The following is a 16,634-nucleotide window of genomic DNA, read 5'->3' as shown; positions in this document are numbered from 1 at the left end:
GGCAAGAAATCACGTTCTATTTCAAATTACGAATAGCCGGAAGATACCTCCTTCGGCAAGGTTTATTTTACCCGGAGCTGTTTTTCATCGGGACGGGCAGCCCGGCAAAAGGACCATTTGCCATTTGAAATAAACCCGGGTGGCAGCTCTAAATGTAAAAAATATAGTCTATAACCACTTAATTTTCATTTAGTACTAAATTACTGACAACAGATAACTGACAACTATCCATTTCCTATTCTCATATAATTGCCCGAATTTCGCAGAATGGAATCAAAGCCCGGGTACAGCAGTTTTACATCAGAGTTCAAAGTCAGGCCAGATGATATTGACATGTTTAATCATGTTCATAACAGCACTTATTTTGATTATGTGCTGGCAGCCAGATATGAACAGATGGAAACCTGTTATAAGATGCCCATGGAAGATTTCCTTAAAATGGGTTTGGGATGGGTTGTCAGATCGGCTTTTGTGGATTACAAAAGGCCACTCGGACTTGGTGATACATTTACTGTACAAACCGGAATTGAAACCATCAACTCAAAAGGTTGCCGTGTAAAATTTGAGATCAGAATCAGTAAAACCGGTAAAGTAGCCTGCGACGGCTGGTTTGACTATGTTATGATCAATATTGCCGACGGCAAAAGTGTCAAAGTATCCGATAAAATGATTCTGAGCTATTCTATCTAATCTTTGCTTGCCAGCGCCATTTCTATCAGCTCGCCATAAAATTCAGTAATATCAAGTCCGGCTGCCCTTAGCTGCTGTGGAATAAAGCTCTGCGCCGTTTGACCAGGAATTGTATTAATTTCTACAAAATAGAAATCGGAACTCAGATCCTGAAGGAAGTAATCAATACGAACCATGCCCTTACAGTTCAGTTTGTGATAAATATCAGAAACGAGGCGTTCTACCCTTTCCTTTTCTTCTTCAGACATTCTGCCAGGAGTAATTTCTTCAGTGGCACCTGGCGTATATTTAGCTTCAAAATCAAAAAAATCATTGGAAGGTATCACTTCAGTACTTGGTAATACCCGAATCCCCTCAAGGCCATTATATACTCCTATCGAAAATTCACGACCCTGGATAAATTCTTCTACCAGCACCTGATTGTCTTCATTAAAGGCTTTTATGAGTGCATCGGGTAATCCATCTGCAGTTTTAACTTTACTCATTCCGATACTGCTGCCACCATTGTTTGGTTTAATGAACAGTGGAAGTACCAGTGTATCCAGAAGATGCTGGCTTGCAGCCGAGCTATTATCAAATAACTGAACCGATTTTGCAATGTGCAGGTCTTTGATACCATCAACAATGGCTTTCGAATAACCTTTATTCATCGTTAACGCAGATGTCAGTGCATCACAGCTTGTGTAAGGAATGTTCAGCAAATCAAAGTAACCCTGAAGTTTGCCGTCTTCGCCCGGAGCGCCATGGAGCATAATGAAAGCAGCATCAAAAACTATTTTTGTTCCACTTAAGGTAATAGAAAAATCATTCTTATCTACCAGGTGTTTTACTGAACCTGAATCGGAATAATACCATTCTTCCTTTAGTACAACTATCTTAAAAACATCGTATTTGTTTCTGTCAATCTTGCTTTCAACGAAGTCTGCGCTCTTGAAGGAGACTACAGATTCACCTGTAAATCCACCTGTTACCAGTGCTATTGTTTTTTTCATCTTAATTGGTATGTAAGTAAGAAACATGATTCACAGAGAATCAATATTCCCATAATAACCCGTATCGCTCAATCAAACATTTCAATCTGTTCAAACCAGAACCGGGTAATTTTATCGCTTCAAAGATAAATTTTAAAACAATTGAATGATAGCTATGCTAATATTTATCTTCGTTAATGCCGAACTAATAATTATTTTTGAGGATAATTGCAATTAACCAATCTGAGAAATCTTACAATAAATAAATATTTTCTCAGTTTCTGGCGTTTATCCTGTAATTAAAATAAAAAAGATCATAATGAGCAAATTTATAGACTATTTACGTACGAAAACATTTCGGAAAAACCTCATTATAGCCATTGGATCCATTTTGCTTTTCCTGATCGTCATATTTTACAGTCTGGGATTTTACACACACCATGGCGAAGGGATGCCTGTACCAAAACTCAAGGGTTTAAGCATTGAAAAAGCTGTTGAATTACTGGAAGATAAAGGATTAAGATATCAGATAAATGATTCCATTTACCTGATTGACCAAGATCCAGGCATTGTTGTGGAACAAGATCCTGACCCGAATACAAATGTAAAATCAAACAGAACCATTTATCTGATCATCACCAGAGACGCTCCCAATATTAAATTCCCCGATATTCAGGGTAGAACATTTCTTGAAGTTCGCTCTATCCTTAATAACTATCAGTTAAAGGTTGGAGATACCACCTACAAATCAGATGTAGCGAAAGATGTAATTCTGGAAGCCCTGTTTGGAGGTAATATAATTACAAAAGGACAGTCAATTCCTAAAGGATCCAGCATTAAGCTCGTTTTAGGAGATGGCCTGGGTGCCAGTGAAGTCGATATACCTAATTTGCTTGGTTTAGATCTCAGTGAAGCCCGAATGGCGCTCTTAGGATCATCATTAACCTTAGGGACGGTTAGCTTTGAGGGTGTGCGGGATACTGCAAATGCAAGGGTTATAAAACAATTCCCTGCCATTAGTGATACTTTGAGTAAAGTTAGTATTGGTACACCTATTGATGTTGTTTTGGGTGGCGGAAATTAAAACAACAGATATTAGTCCAGCAGAGTTCATGGAGCGCAATCGTGAGCCCATTCCCTTTATGATTATTGATGTTAGGGAACAAATTGAATTTCAGACATTTAACATTGGTGGTCAAAATATACCAATTGGTATTTTATTGAAAAACCCGGAAGATCTGGAAGATTTGAAGAATGAGGAACTGATTGTAATTTGCCAGCATGGCCTTCGCAGTGAAACTGCCAGAAGATTTTTGCTTATGAATGGGTTTAAGAATGTCAGGAATCTGCATGGTGGGATTCTGGCCTTGAGAAAATTAAATTATTGAAAATAGAATACATTTTAGAATGGTAGCAGAAAAGTCAAAAAAGATAAGTTTTAAAGCGAAGGTTTTCTTCGCAATGCTCGCTCTTGTGGTAATTGTACTCGCGGGTACAGGAATTAATTATTATCTCAAATATTTTAAGCCTAACGTTACAGGTAATAAAGATTACCTTTTTATACCTACAGGTTCTGATTTTAAGGATGTCTACTCCATTATCAGTTCAGAAAATATAGTAAAAGACACACTTTCCTTTCTTAATGCTGCCCAGAACATGGATTACCCGGTTAAAGTTAAGGCTGGAAGGTACCGCCTGACAAAGGATATGAGCAACCGCACCCTTATCAATATGTTAAAAGCAGGTAATCAGGAACCGGTGAAGATCTCCTTTCAGAATGTCAGGCTAAAGCATACTCTGGCAGGAATGATTTCTAAAAAAATTGAAAGTGACTCTGCTTCCATTTCACAATTACTCGATTCGGCTACCTTTATTGAAAAGTATGGTTTCAATACAGACAATGTGTACACCATGTTCATCCCTAATTCCTATGAAATTTACTGGAATTCGGATCCTGAGAAGTTTTTCTTTCGAATGCATGCTGAATATCTTAAATTCTGGAATGCCGATCGTAAAGCTAAAGCAGCTGCAATTAACCTCAGTCAATCTGAGGTGAGTATACTTGCCTCTATTGTTGATTCTGAGGCTTTGAATGATTCAGAGATGCCCCGAATTGCAGGTTTGTATATGAACAGGTTACATAAAGGCATGCGTCTGGAAGCAGATCCTACAGTTATTTTTGCGGCAAATGATTTTACAATCAGGCGGGTATTGAATAAACATTTGAGAATAAGCTCTCCATATAATACCTATTTAAACACAGGCTTGCCTCCCGGACCGATCACTATGCCGAGTATTAATGCAATTGATGCCGTTTTAAATTATGAAAAGCATGATTATATCTATATGTGTGCTAAGGAAGATTTTTCAGGATATCATAATTATGCATCAAACCTAACTCAGCATCTTCAGAACGCAAGGAAATTTCAGGAGGCGCTGAATCAGCGAAATATTAAGAAATAATGTTTAGCCACAGCACCAAAATTCGTGTACGATATGCTGATACAGACCAGATGGGCTTCATGTATTATGGCAATTATGCTACGTTTTATGAAGTTGGCCGTGTAGAAATGCTCAGAAGTCTGGGTTTGACTTATAAATCAATGGAAGAATCGGGCATAATCATGCCTGTTATTGACCTAAAATGTAAGTATATACTACCTGCTTTATACGATGAAGAGATAACTGTGAAGGTTTTTATTGATAAAATGCCTTCTCTTAGAATACATTTCAGGTATGAATTATATAATGAAAGTGATGAGCTGGTCAATATGGGTGAAACCACACTTGTTTTTATAGATCAGGAAAAGAAAAAAGCCTGTTTGCCCTCAAAAGAATTTCTTGAGAAACTCAGTGTATATTTTGATTAAGTTTATTAAATGATCTGGCTGCACCAAATTCTACTGAGATTCAAACCATATTTTATACTGGTTGAGCGGACAAAAACAATTATTCTGCCCGGATTTAGTCCGCTGCCATTATATACTGTAGCCTCATTTTTCTTTCAGGAAATTGGAAAAGATGAACTCATCAATAAGGCATCTTCGCTGGCTTACAGCTTTATGCTTGCTATATTTCCTGCTATCATCTTTCTTTTTACCCTGATCCCATACGTCCCGATGGATAATTTTCAAGAGCAGTTAATGAGTCTGATAGCTCTGATCCTTCCCGCGGAGGCTTATGCTGCAGTAAAATTAACCTTGTTTGATATTGTGAAAAATCAAAATTCAAAACTCCTCTCATTCGGTTTTGTATTTGCCCTTGTATTCTCAACAAATGGCGTCCATAACCTGATGGAAGCTTTTAATAAATCCTCCCTGATCATCGAAACCAGGTCGTGGTTAAAACAAAGATTAGTAGCACTTTACCTTACTTTGCTCATCTTATTTGCATTGATTTTTGCATTGGTTGTAATGACCATCAGTGAATATATATTAAACCTGTTAAAGACAGAACTTGGTTTCAGGGATTCATTCTGGTTATACATACTTAATTTGGCAAGATGGTCAATTATAATTGTACTCTATTTTGTCACTATTGCACTTCTGTATCGCTACGGACCAGCCCATGCTAAGAAATGGAAGTTCTTCAGTGCTGGTTCCTGGATGTCTACTATACTGGCAATTCTAACCTTCTGGGGTTTCTCTTTCTACATTAACAATTTTGGTAATTACAATAAATTATATGGCTCTATAGGAACGCTTATCGTATTAATGATCTGGCTATATCTTAATTCCCTGATCATTCTGATTGGCTTTGAACTAAATGCCAGTATAGACCTTTCTAAACGCAGTATTAAAATAGTTAAGCCGGTTTATAACCGGTTTAAGAACCAGCCGGTTGAAGAAAAGCTTGAAAAAAAGGTAGAATAAGCTTGGTTTTAACACTCTTTCTTACTCACTTACTGTGAGTTATCTTTAATAATTCAAAAAAGCTAATTTTTGTTTGCAGATTAAGCACGGTTTTGTACTTTTGCCCTCGGAGAGCTGGCAGAGTGGTCGATTGCGGCAGTCTTGAAAACTGTTGAACTGTTACAGGTTCCTGGGGTTCGAATCCCTAGCTCTCCGCCATCGCCCGCCGAAGCGGGCTACGGGTGCCTACGCCAAAGCTTCAGCGTCGGAGCACGGACGAAGTCCGCTGGAGTCTTTGCGAAGGAGGGCATCGCCTCAAAACCAAAGGCTATTAACATTCGCCCATCATAAATAAAACTATGATGGGCTTTTTTTTAGTGCTGAGTACAGGTTATATGTGACAGCATCTTGGCTGAAGCCTCCCACTCATGAATCAATTTAATCATCTCCCACCACACCAATATTCCACTCATAAACTCTTTTAATAGAAGGCATCTTCTTCAATTGCTCCACTCCTGCTTTACTCATACCCGTTTCATTCAAATTAACTGCTTCGAGATGTTTTAAAGCAGAAATAAGTAGAATACATTTATCAGTAACTGGATTTTTCTCAAGCCGAAGCTTTTCCAGATTGATCATAAATGGCAAAAAATCCAGGTCATTATCGGTCAGATTATTTCCTGATAAATTAAGCCAGATAATATTCTTTGCAATTGATTTAAGTCCGGGCTTGATTGAAGCAATTTGCCTGCTTTTATCTTCAGGCAAGCTTATATCCAGCATGAGCGGTTGATGTTGCATTACTCTGATATTCAATCCCAGATTTCGAAGACTATCCAATAATTTTAGATTAGTAAAAGCAGGAATATCTGGATTGGAAACCGGATATTCAGGATCAGTCTGCTTTTCATCGTCACCAATTTTCAAATAGCGGGCAATCAGTGGATTAATTGACTGGGTATTTTTCAATTCAGACATCTTTTTACCATTAATGGCCTTGCCCATTTCTATCCACCATTTAATGATTTCTACTTCTGATTTCGTTAATGGTGTTTTTCCATCAGAAGGCATATAGTCCTCATGTTCAGGATCAAGGGTGATCCGCTTATACAATTCACTCTCATTTAATGAACCTGCGACAATTGCTGCACCATTTTTGCCTCCTTTTTGCAAATCAGTCAATGTTTTCATGGAGAGCTCCCCTTTCATTTTATCGGCTCTATGGCATTGAGAACAGCGCTGGATTAATATTGGATGAACAACATCTTCAAAAATCATTGCCTGTTCTACACTTGCAGGTTTAACTCTTTCCTGCTGGGTAAGTACCTCCATCGACAGATATTCTGCACCATGGGTCAATAAACCTCCCTGATGCCCAGTATAGCTCATCAGGGCTATGGTTAAAACACAAAGCATGGTAAAAACAGAGCGTTTAATTGCTGGTAATTTTTTAAACGTTCCATTGCTGATCAGAAATAATAATCCTGAAATCAAAGCGAGGGCAATACCTGAAATTTTATGATCATTAAGTGCCACGCTTTCGTAATCTCCACTTAACGATAATATATAGCCAAAAATACAGGCTAATACTGCAGAAATGAAGCCTAGCAGCAATGTGAATGATACCGAAGCTTTCAGGTGTTCATATTTCTTTGAATAGGAGATTAATTCAAATACTGTTGCCAGTAAGAGAAAACCAATTGGTAAATGAACGACAAGTGGATGCAGTCTACCTGAAAATATGGCCAGATCTAATAGCATGGATTAAACCCTGGTTAACTTTACAGGTGCCGTATTATTTGCGTTCCACTGGCATACATAAATGTTCTTATCCTCATCAATACATACATCATGGCAATGCTGAAACATCTGACCAGGTGCCTGCAAAGTAGCTTGCAGGACATTGTTTTTGTAAACCGGTGAATTTCCTCCCGGGTTGGAAATTACCTTATTTGATGCATCTAAAATGGTTACAAAGCCACTGTTACCTCCAATCATTTTACCGGCTTCATCATTCGACCAGCAAACTCCGGCATACAGATTTTCTCCATCCAGTACAGGCCGGCAAACATGCATTCCCGGCATATCAATGCGATGCAAAAATTTGCCATCCAGTGTAAATACTTTAAAGCAATTTTCCTCTCTGGATGTGCAAATTAAGGTCGGATTATTTTTGTTTCTATAATCTATTGCCACGCCATGAGCGCAACGTAGATTCCAATCAGGATTTGCATTTTTTCTACCACCAAAATGCCTGATATATTGCCCCTTGTTGTTGTATTGGATAATATAGTCGGATCCATAACCATCAGCTACATAAATATCCCCATTAGGCCCTACGGCTGTTTCAGTAGGCATAAATTTTTCATCGTCTTTGTAAACACCAATTGTTTTCGGGTGGCCTATTGAAAAAATTATCCTTCCATTTAAATCCGTTTTAATAACCTGGCCAGCCTGAGCATTCCATACACCGGATTTATTTTGATACCATCCGCAATCTACAATCAGTAGAAAATCTTCTCCACCTTCCTTGCTGATGGATAAACCATGTCCACCTGGCCAGGCTGTTCCCCAATTATCCAGTAGTTTTCCTGATTTGTCGAAAATTAAAATGTTGTTTTGTGTGTGATCTCCCAGCATGATAAGTCTACCCTTACTATCCTGAACCATTTCATGGCAATTAAAAAGCGGATTGCTGTTTACACTTATTTTTGCCCAGGCTTTATCAACCTTATACTTGAAATTGCCATGACCTATTACCTCATCAGCAGCATAAGTATTAGCAAATGGATGCGAAAATGCATCACCCGAACCAGCCATGCTCAATGCACTTGCCATTCCTGTATTCTTAAGAAAATTTCTTCTTGAAATCATAGCTATTTATATCCTTAAAGTTTAATTTTTATAAATGAAATGAAAAATAATTCCTTTTAACTTAAAATATCTTTAACCACTTTGCCTTCAACATCAGTTAAGCGGAAACGTCTGCCTTGAAATTTATAGGTTAATCTTTCATGATCTATTCCCATAATATGCATCAAGGTGGCATGAAAATCATGCACATGAACCGGATCCTTTACGATATTATAACTAAAATCATCGGTTTCACCATAGCTGATCCCAGCTTTAACACCTGCACCTGCCATCCACATCGTAAAGCAACGTGGATGATGATCCCTGCCATAATTACCTGGTAATAACTTTCCCTGTGAGTAAACTGTACGACCAAACTCACCACCCCAAATGACAAGGGTATCTTCAAGTAATCCTCTTCTTTTCAGGTCTTTGATAAAAGCTGCCGTTGCCTGATCAGTATCCTTACATTGTTTAACCATATTTTCGGGAAGATTACCATGATGATCCCATCCCTGATGATAGAGTTGTACAAATTTTACATCCTTTTCCAATAGTTTTCTCGCCAGGATGCAGTTTGCAGCATAGGTTCCCGGATCACGGCTATCAGGGGCATACAGCTCAAAAACCTCATCTGTTTCATCTGCAGTAGACATCACATCAGGTATGGATGTCTGCATCCGGTAGGCCATCTCATATTGTGCAATACGGGCATCAACTTCAGGATCACCATAAGCATCATTCTGAAGCTGATTTAATTTATTAAGATAGCCCAGCATTTCCTGTCTGTCTTTTCCTTCATATCCTTCCGGATTATCCAGAAACAGAACCGGATCCTTACCGGCTCTGAACTGAACTCCCTGATGTTCAGAAGGCAGAAAGCCATTGCCCCATAATCGGGCATAAAGAGGCTGATCTTTTGCAGCGTTTTTTGAAACAAGCACTATAAAGGTCGGAAGGTTGTTATTATCTGATCCTAATCCATAGCTAAGCCAAGATCCTATTGAAGCTCTTCCCGGCAATTGATTCCCGGTTTGAAAAAAAGTTAATGCCGGATCATGGTTTATGGCTTCTGAATGAATTGATTTTATGATGCATAAATCATCCACAACCTGAGCGGTATGGGGTAATAATTCGCTTACCCAGGTTCTGGAATTACCATGCTGATTAAATTTAAATATGGAAGGAACAACAGGTAAGGTACTCTGACTGCCACTCATCCCGGTTAACCGCTGTCCCTGTCGTATTGAATCAGGGAGTTCCTGCCCGAATAGATCGACAAGCTTGGGCTTATAATCAAAAGTTTCAAATTGAGAAGGGCCTCCGCTCATAAATAAGTAGACCACTCTTTTTGCTTTTGGAGCGAAATGAGGCAAAGCTTTAAGAATTTCCTGCTCAAGAGATGCTGATGAACTTTCATTTGAAAGGGTATTGGCAAATTCACCTAATACAGATTTTCCAATCAATGAGCTCAGCGCTAATGCACCTATTCCCAGGGAGGTTTTTGTTAAGAAATTACGCCTGTCCCAACCTTTATTTAAGCGATTAAATTCAGGCGTTTTTAATTTGAAAGGTTCTTTATGATGATCGCTCATATTTATCTCTTAGTTAAGGTTGCATCTGAATTTAAGATAACACTTGCCAATACCGCATTGGCGGCTACCATAGCGGGTTCAAGATCTTTATCTACTTTAAATTGTCCCGCTGCCAGCCAGCCTTTAGTTCTTTTTATATCTGCCCTGAATTTTTTCAATTCTTCGCTTTGCAGTGATTGCAATAAGTTCAATTCGGCTTTGCCAGGTGTGATACCTGTAAGTTTTCTGTAAATTTCAGTGATGGCTTTAGCCTGGTTAACTGAGGAAGTTATTTGCTGCCCTAATACTTTTGATGCTTCAACAAATGTGGGATCGTTCAGCAAAACAAGGGCCTGAAGCGGTGTATTTGTACTTTGCCGGCGTACTACACAATAACTCCTTTCAGTTGCATCAAATGTATTTAAAGTCGGATTTGGTACAGAACGTTTAACCAGCACATACAAACTGCGTCTGTAAACTGCATTGCCTGTATCTGCAGTATAACTGGTATTATTAATCTCCCATAATCCTTCGGGCTGATAAGGTTTAACACTTTTACCCCCAATTTTATTATTGAGTAAACCACTGGCCATTAAAGCGTTATCGCGTATCATTTCGGCCTCCATACGCCTGGAAGGCCCGTGGGATAGGAATCTGTTCTCAGGGTCTTTTAATTTTGTATCGGAATTCGCTTTTGAATCCTGCCTGTAAGTGGCCGACATAACAATCAGTTTGCATAATTTCTTGGTATCCCATCTACTCTCTGTAAATGTAACTGCCAGCCAGTCCAATAATTCCGGATGACTTGGTAATTCCCCCTGATTACCAAAATCTTCTGATGTTTTAACAAGGCCGGTTCCAAAGAAATTCTGCCAATACCTATTCACTGCAACCCTTGCCGTAAGCGGGTGTTTATCATCGGTTAACCATTGGGCCAAACCGTAACGATTTTTGGGTAAATCAGCTGGAAAAGGAAGAATTGATTGTGGCGTATTTGGAAAAACCTCTTCCCCCGGACTATCATAATTGCCTCTGTTCAAAATGAATGTCTTTTTGGGTTCCGGTGAATCCTGCATAACCATCAATTCTCTGACTTTATTCACAGAATCGGCCAGTTCAGTTCGAATGTTTTGCAATTTTATAGACTCTGCCCTCACTGCGGGATCTAAAACAGATGTATAGTATTTGTTCAGTAAGATTAAATCGGTTTTAGTTAAATGTGTTGGTTCTTTTTGCGCTATAGATGTCCAGGAAGCTTTTCTACCTATTATTTTTACTTCATAATCCGTTAATTCCCGGTTATAAACCATGATATCATCAACCTGCCCACCTTTAAATCCAAGTCCGCGATCCCAGGCACCTATTTGCAATCCAGGTTGTTCCTTAGAATACATCAGGATGTCTTTTGTAAGCTGATCCATGATTGTGATGAGCTTCTGTTCTGTGCCATTTTCAAATAACTTCAGTCCACTGGCCTTTGAAGATCCATCATAAGTCATGGTAAGCTGTACCCACTGATTCCGGATAACAGGTTTCTGTGTTATTCTGGAAATAGCATTCGAGGGTGCTGCATGCGACATATTCACCGTCAAGCGGTCATCCTTAAGATATAGGTGATAGCCCCTGAAATTATACAGGCGTTCTGAAACACATTTATGAAACAGAACACCTTCTTTAAAATTCTTGGGCATAAATACACTGATATTGATGCTAAAAGGATCTGATTTTCTAAATGCCCCAACCTTCTTCAGCTCATACCACTGGTCTCCATTTAAAACTAAAGCCTTCCCATTCGCTCTCTCTGCAAATACAGGTTTATCAATTGATGAGCTCGTTAAAGTGTTATCAGCGGTTCCCGAATAAGCACTCTTCAAAGAAGCTTCAGAAAAATTATAATGAGCCTGCAATCCTTCCATTGGAATAGCTTCTTTGGCTAATTCTTTATACTTTTTGCCTTTAATCCAATCCTGGAAAGCAATTTGAGAAGCGATTTTTGTTTTAATTAATTTATTCTCCTGGATAGAAATTTTGCTTTTTATATAATTCAGGATCTTTTCCTGTTGATCTGTTGGCAGTAACATCGTTGGAGATGGCATTGCATCGTCCCATGAAATTTGTCCCGCTTCCTTTACCCTGTTAAAGAAGCCATACAATTCATAATAGTTTTTTTGTGAGATTGGATCATACTTATGGTCATGACATCTGGCACAGCCCAATGGAAGACCCATAACCGCCACACCGGTGGTATTTACCCTGTCAATAACGTACTCTGTCTGAAATTCCTCTTCAATAATTCCACCCTCCATATTTTGCTGATGTATTCTATTAAAGGCAGTTGCAATCTGCATATCCTTGCTGGCATTTGGCATTAAATCACCCGCTAATTGCCATTGAATAAATTTATCATAGGGTAAATTCTGATTATAGGCCTTAATAACCCAATCACGGTATGGTGACATATCAATGAGTCTGTCGACAGTATAGCCATGGGAATCTGAGAAACGTGCCAGATCAAGCCAGTTTAAGGCCATTTTTTCACCATAATGCGGGGATTTTAGCAATCGATCCACCTGCTTTTCATAGGCATTTGGAGTATTATCCTTTAAAAAAGCATTAATTTCAGCAAGCGTTGGCGGGAGTCCGGTTAGATCGAGAGAAAGTCTTCTCAGCAAGATTTCCTTTTTTGCCTGGACAGAAGGCTTTAATTTTTCAAGTTCAAGCTTTCTGCCAATGAAATTATCTATTGGATTAATTAGCCATTTATCCTCTTTAATATCAGGAACATCGGGCTTTTCAGGATTTACGAAAGCCCAGTGAGGTTTATACTCCGCCCCTTCCTTAATCCATTTTATTAAGATTGCCTTTTCTTTCGGAGAAAGACTCAGATTTGACTTTTTGTTAGGCATACTGTACTCAGGATCATCTGATAAGATTCTGTGAAAAAGCTCACTCCCATTCAGGTCACCGGGATCAATGGCAACCTTCCCGGGGCTTTCAGGAAGATCATCAAATGCAAATGAGGCGATATCCAATCTGAGTCCCGCTTCCTGCTTGGCCTTATCAGGCCCATGACAAGAGAAACATTTATCAGATAGTATCGGTTTTACATGAATATTGTAGTCCAGTTCATCCGGAAGGCTTGAATAGGCCAGTTTCACATCCTCAGGTAGGTCTGGGGAGCATGATACCATGAAGAAAATGACAAGCTGAATGGCAATAAAAATGGATAGTCTATTCAATCGATTCATTTCAAGATCTGATTAATAAGGTATTAAAATCCTGCTGCTCCTCAGGGGTAAATTCATCAGGACTATAAGAATTAAATTTAAATCAAAATATTCTTTTCCCGCTATGTCAATTTCATTCATTTTAAAAACAAGTCAAACTATCAAAATTTTTATATTTTTAATTTTCTGAATATTAATAATCGTGAACAATAAATTTCAGAAACAATCAAAAAATAAAAACATGAACATGCAAAAACTATTACAGTCTTTACTATGGCTTTCCTTGTTAACCCTTTTAGGTGTTATAGTACTTTTTCAGTTGAACTTTGAAACGGAAGCGAAAGTATTGACCTGCATTTTCTTTGTTTTTCTTCTGGCGGGAATTAATGCTTCAGGATTTTTGAAAGGTTTTTCATACACCATTTGGGTGATTGCCGCTGCAACATTAAGTATGATGTTTCCAGCCTTCATCACTAACATTGGCGGATTTAATACAGAAAACCTGATTGTTCCTTTAATCCAACTGATCATGTTTGGTATGGGTACTACAATGGGAATAAAAGATTTTGCAGGGGTACTTAAAATGCCTAAGGGAGTGATTATTGGTGTAGTTCTTCATTTTACCTTTATGGCACTTATTGCCTTACTTTTGACAAGTACAATAAACTTCACTCCTGAAATTGCTGCAGGCATAGTACTGATTGGTTCTGTTCCATGTGGTGTATCATCCAATATTTTAAACTTTCTATCAAAAGGAAATCTGGCACTATCTATTACTATTACATCAATCGCAACACTGGTATCACCATTTGTGACACCATTCCTTATGCAACAATTAGCTGGGCAGTTTATCCCTATAGATTTACCAGGTATGATTTTAAGTATCAGCAAAATGATCTTTGCGCCACTAATTGCAGGGATTATTTTCAATAAGCTATTTGGAAACCGTATTGCCTGGTTAAATACAACAATGCCGCTGGTTGCTATGGCCGCCAATGTCTTTATTATCGCAGTTATCGTTGCAGCCGGTAGAGATAGCTTATTAACCATCGGACTACTTTTGTTTTTGGCAGCAATCATTCACAATGCATTGGGCTTCGCATCAGGATACTGGGCCAGCCGCCTGCTAAAAATGAATAAAAGAGACAGCAGGACTATTGCAATTGAAGTAGGTCTTGCAAATGGAGGAATGGCAGCGGGAATAGCCTTTGAGCTAGGCAGAGCCGCCACCATGGGTCTCTACCCTGCTATATTCGGCACATGGATGGATATTTCAGGATCTTTCCTTGCCAATTGGTGGAGAAAAGAACCTGTGGATGACGAGAAATTAGTTGAGAGTGGAGAGTGGAAAGTGGAGAGTGCATCAGAGTAGGATGTCATCCCGACGCAGGAGGGAACTTAACAAATTTGCTGCTAGTTGAAATTTGGGAATAGGAAATAGCTAGCATGTTATAACAGAAAAATCCCTGATGATGTTAAATCATTTAGGGATTTTTAATTGTTTAGTTGAAGATACTGATAAGATTATCAGCAAGATGTTAAAGCAGTTGTAATGCTGGCAAACACCGGTACTACCTCTTAGATTTTTCTATCCCAAATAAACCTTCACGAATATTATAGTACTTGAACCATTCAGGGTTTATAGCAGTTGCACCCGGACTGTCGACAGAGATCAGTTTGGAAGCAAATGGCTCGTAAGCAGCACGAGGAGCGATTGCACCTTTCACTACCAGGATTTTCTGACGCTCAACATAAACTCCATTCGAAATGAAGATATGGGCACTGTTAGGGCTTGCAGGTTTAGTGGTTATTAAAAGCAGATTTGGCTCATCTAATGTAGAACCTTCCACCTGAATTACGGCTGTATTTCCCATATTCCAGTATCTTCCACCACCGTGACGAATCTCAGTCTCCAGATAGCGTCCAACATTCAATGAGCGAACCTCTCCTTTAATACGCACTGGTTTACCATGCATATTGTCCATCTTGCCACCAACGGCGAAATCAAAAGCTTTTCCTACACCGGCACGTTCTGCAGTTTTATACCCTTCAGGATCATAAATAACCATAGCCCATCCCTGAGCCCCCTGCTTAACTAATTCTTCCAGCATGAATGAACTGTCGCCGGTTGAACCACCACCAATATTATCGCCCATATCAATCAATACAACAGGACGTCCAGGATGTTCCATGGCCTGCTTCACACCTTCAACTGGTTTAGGGTTATTAATTCTGGTTTTTTCGCGAGTATCCCAAAGCATTTGCGAAAGCCTGTTAGCTTCCTTATCAGCCAGGGCCTTATTATTGTCAGTCACTACGACAACAGATGGACCCATGGACGGGACATCAGCATATTGATAGCCGCCCGAAACACTTACTGCCAATATTCCAGGCTGCTTTTCAAGATTTTTACTTTCAGAGGTAATCGGCAATAATGGTTCGGAGTAGGTATTTTGAAAAGCAATATTATAAACCATTGGCGCTTTTACGATACTTTGAACAGGCTTTACTTTCCCACTTACAATTTTAGCCATAATGTCAGCAGCCTGTAGTCCACGGTCATAAGTGTCGAGGTGTGGGTTCTCCTTAAATGTGATCAGCACATTACACAATTCAACCATTTTGGGAGTGATATTCGCATGGAAATCATGTGTAACGATAATTGGCATAGCCGGTCCGAATGCATTTCTTACTCTTCTTACAATCTCTTCATCCCCGCTCGGGTAACTTTCAACTACCATTGCACCATGCAGATTTAAAAGTATTCCTTGTAGTTTGGGCCCTGCTTTTAGTCCGGTAATGATTTCATTCATCATCGCATTGAATGCCCGATCGGTTACAGGTCCCCTGGGTGAAGCCCCAGTAACCAGTGTTGGATAAAGTTCGAGACCAAATTGTTTGGCACCCGCGATATAACCGGCACTGGTAGTCTTTGCCGTTGATCCAGCAAAGAATCGTTTGGCTCTCTCCTGCTGGCTTTCGCCAATGGTTACACTAAAGTCTTCAAGGTCAGTTTTTTTTATGTTGAAGCTGTTGGATTCGTGTGAAATACCGGCAACTCCAATAATTGGTTTATTCTGAGAAAACCCGGAGGCTGATGTGAATGCTGATACTGCAAATAGTAGGAGAAGTTTCTTTAAAAAGTTGTCAATCATGTTTTTACCTGTTTAGTTGAAATGATACATAAAACTATGTAAAATATTGAATTAACAATATCAAGGCATTAAAAATCAATGAAATTTAAATGAAACAATATTAAATTTAAAAGAACAGGATACTGAGTCTGAAGTTCCGGAAACTCTTGCTGATGAAGAATTAAGATGTCTTAAAAACGAAAGGCTTCCCGATTATTCGGAAAGCCTCTTTTAATTGTGTACGCCCATTAGGATTCGAACCTAAGACCTACGGTTTAGAAAACCGTTGCTCTATCCAGCTGAGCTATGGGCGCATTCTGCGACAAAAGTATGA

The 16,634-nt window shown here is 39.1% G+C and carries 13 protein-coding genes and 2 tRNA genes; 8 read left to right on the top strand and 7 right to left on the bottom strand.

Annotated elements, in window-relative coordinates:
• The first annotated feature begins 267 nt into the window (after window positions 1-267).
• A complete protein-coding gene (locus Q8M41_RS06740; RefSeq protein WP_305364481.1) occupies window positions 268-690 on the top strand; it encodes a thioesterase family protein in 423 nt (140 codons plus the stop codon).
• Here Q8M41_RS06740 and Q8M41_RS06735 read toward each other — a convergent pair.
• On the bottom strand, window positions 687-1,682 hold the full coding sequence (locus Q8M41_RS06735; protein ID WP_305364480.1) for a D-alanine--D-alanine ligase: 996 nt from the start codon (window positions 1,680-1,682) through the stop codon (window positions 687-689). The two genes, Q8M41_RS06740 and Q8M41_RS06735, sit on opposite strands and share 4 nt — an antisense overlap.
• Window positions 1,683-1,980: 298 nt before the next feature.
• Here Q8M41_RS06735 and Q8M41_RS06730 point away from each other — a divergent pair, with 298 nt between their 5' ends.
• From Q8M41_RS06730 to Q8M41_RS06705, 6 genes are all read left to right on the top strand, one after another.
• On the top strand, window positions 1,981-2,745 hold the full coding sequence (locus Q8M41_RS06730) for a PASTA domain-containing protein (RefSeq protein ID WP_305364479.1): 765 nt from the start codon (window positions 1,981-1,983) through the stop codon (window positions 2,743-2,745).
• A 28-nt stretch (window positions 2,746-2,773) separates the two neighbouring features.
• Window positions 2,774-3,049 carry a rhodanese-like domain-containing protein gene (locus tag Q8M41_RS06725; RefSeq protein ID WP_305364478.1) on the top strand — a complete coding sequence of 92 codons (276 nt, stop codon included), beginning with the start codon at window positions 2,774-2,776 and terminating at the stop codon, window positions 3,047-3,049.
• A gap of 19 nt (window positions 3,050-3,068) precedes the next feature.
• Window positions 3,069-4,124 (top strand): endolytic transglycosylase MltG, encoded by a 1,056-nt coding sequence (gene mltG, locus Q8M41_RS06720; protein WP_305364477.1) that lies wholly within the window; start codon window positions 3,069-3,071, stop codon window positions 4,122-4,124.
• Window positions 4,124-4,531, top strand: a complete 408-nt coding sequence (locus Q8M41_RS06715) for a thioesterase family protein (RefSeq protein ID WP_305364476.1) — start codon at window positions 4,124-4,126, stop codon at window positions 4,529-4,531. Before mltG ends, Q8M41_RS06715 begins: the two co-directional genes overlap by 1 nt.
• Window positions 4,532-4,540: 9 nt before the next feature.
• Entirely contained in the window at window positions 4,541-5,533 is a 993-nt protein-coding gene (locus tag Q8M41_RS06710; protein ID WP_305364475.1) for a YihY/virulence factor BrkB family protein, read from the top strand.
• Window positions 5,534-5,641: 108 nt separating this feature from the next.
• Window positions 5,642-5,731, top strand: a tRNA-Ser gene (locus tag Q8M41_RS06705).
• A 219-nt stretch (window positions 5,732-5,950) separates the two neighbouring features.
• Here Q8M41_RS06705 and Q8M41_RS06700 read toward each other — a convergent pair.
• The 4 genes from Q8M41_RS06700 to Q8M41_RS06685 are packed head-to-tail and all read right to left on the bottom strand — an operon-like array spanning window position 5,951 to window position 13,187.
• Window positions 5,951-7,273 (bottom strand): DUF2231 domain-containing protein, encoded by a 1,323-nt coding sequence (locus Q8M41_RS06700; RefSeq protein WP_305364474.1) that lies wholly within the window; start codon window positions 7,271-7,273, stop codon window positions 5,951-5,953.
• Window positions 7,274-7,276: 3 nt separating this feature from the next.
• Window positions 7,277-8,386, bottom strand: a complete 1,110-nt coding sequence (locus tag Q8M41_RS06695) for a hypothetical protein (protein WP_305364473.1) — start codon at window positions 8,384-8,386, stop codon at window positions 7,277-7,279.
• A gap of 56 nt (window positions 8,387-8,442) precedes the next feature.
• The gene (locus Q8M41_RS06690; RefSeq protein WP_305364472.1) at window positions 8,443-9,960 is read right to left on the bottom strand and encodes a DUF1501 domain-containing protein; all 1,518 of its coding nucleotides are present in this window, start codon (window positions 9,958-9,960) and stop codon (window positions 8,443-8,445) included.
• 2 nt (window positions 9,961-9,962) lie between these two features.
• Window positions 9,963-13,187, bottom strand: coding sequence for a DUF1553 domain-containing protein (locus Q8M41_RS06685; RefSeq protein ID WP_305364471.1), 3,225 nt, complete (start codon window positions 13,185-13,187; stop codon window positions 9,963-9,965).
• A gap of 226 nt (window positions 13,188-13,413) precedes the next feature.
• Here Q8M41_RS06685 and Q8M41_RS06680 point away from each other — a divergent pair, with 226 nt between their 5' ends.
• Window positions 13,414-14,538 (top strand): bile acid:sodium symporter family protein, encoded by a 1,125-nt coding sequence (locus tag Q8M41_RS06680; RefSeq protein WP_305364470.1) that lies wholly within the window; start codon window positions 13,414-13,416, stop codon window positions 14,536-14,538.
• 199 nt (window positions 14,539-14,737) lie between these two features.
• On the opposite strand, the gene Q8M41_RS06675 is transcribed toward Q8M41_RS06680, so the two are convergent.
• Together Q8M41_RS06675 and Q8M41_RS06670 are read right to left on the bottom strand one after the other, a co-directional pair.
• A complete protein-coding gene (locus tag Q8M41_RS06675; protein ID WP_305364469.1) occupies window positions 14,738-16,321 on the bottom strand; it encodes a M81 family metallopeptidase in 1,584 nt (527 codons plus the stop codon).
• A 219-nt stretch (window positions 16,322-16,540) separates the two neighbouring features.
• Window positions 16,541-16,614, bottom strand: a tRNA-Arg gene (locus Q8M41_RS06670).
• Window positions 16,615-16,634 lie beyond the last annotated feature (20 nt).

Origin of the sequence: Daejeonella sp. (assembly GCF_030684675.1) — a bacterium.
Classification (GTDB): domain Bacteria; phylum Bacteroidota; class Bacteroidia; order Sphingobacteriales; family Sphingobacteriaceae; genus Daejeonella.
This window is presented reverse-complemented; position numbering and strand designations above follow the sequence as displayed.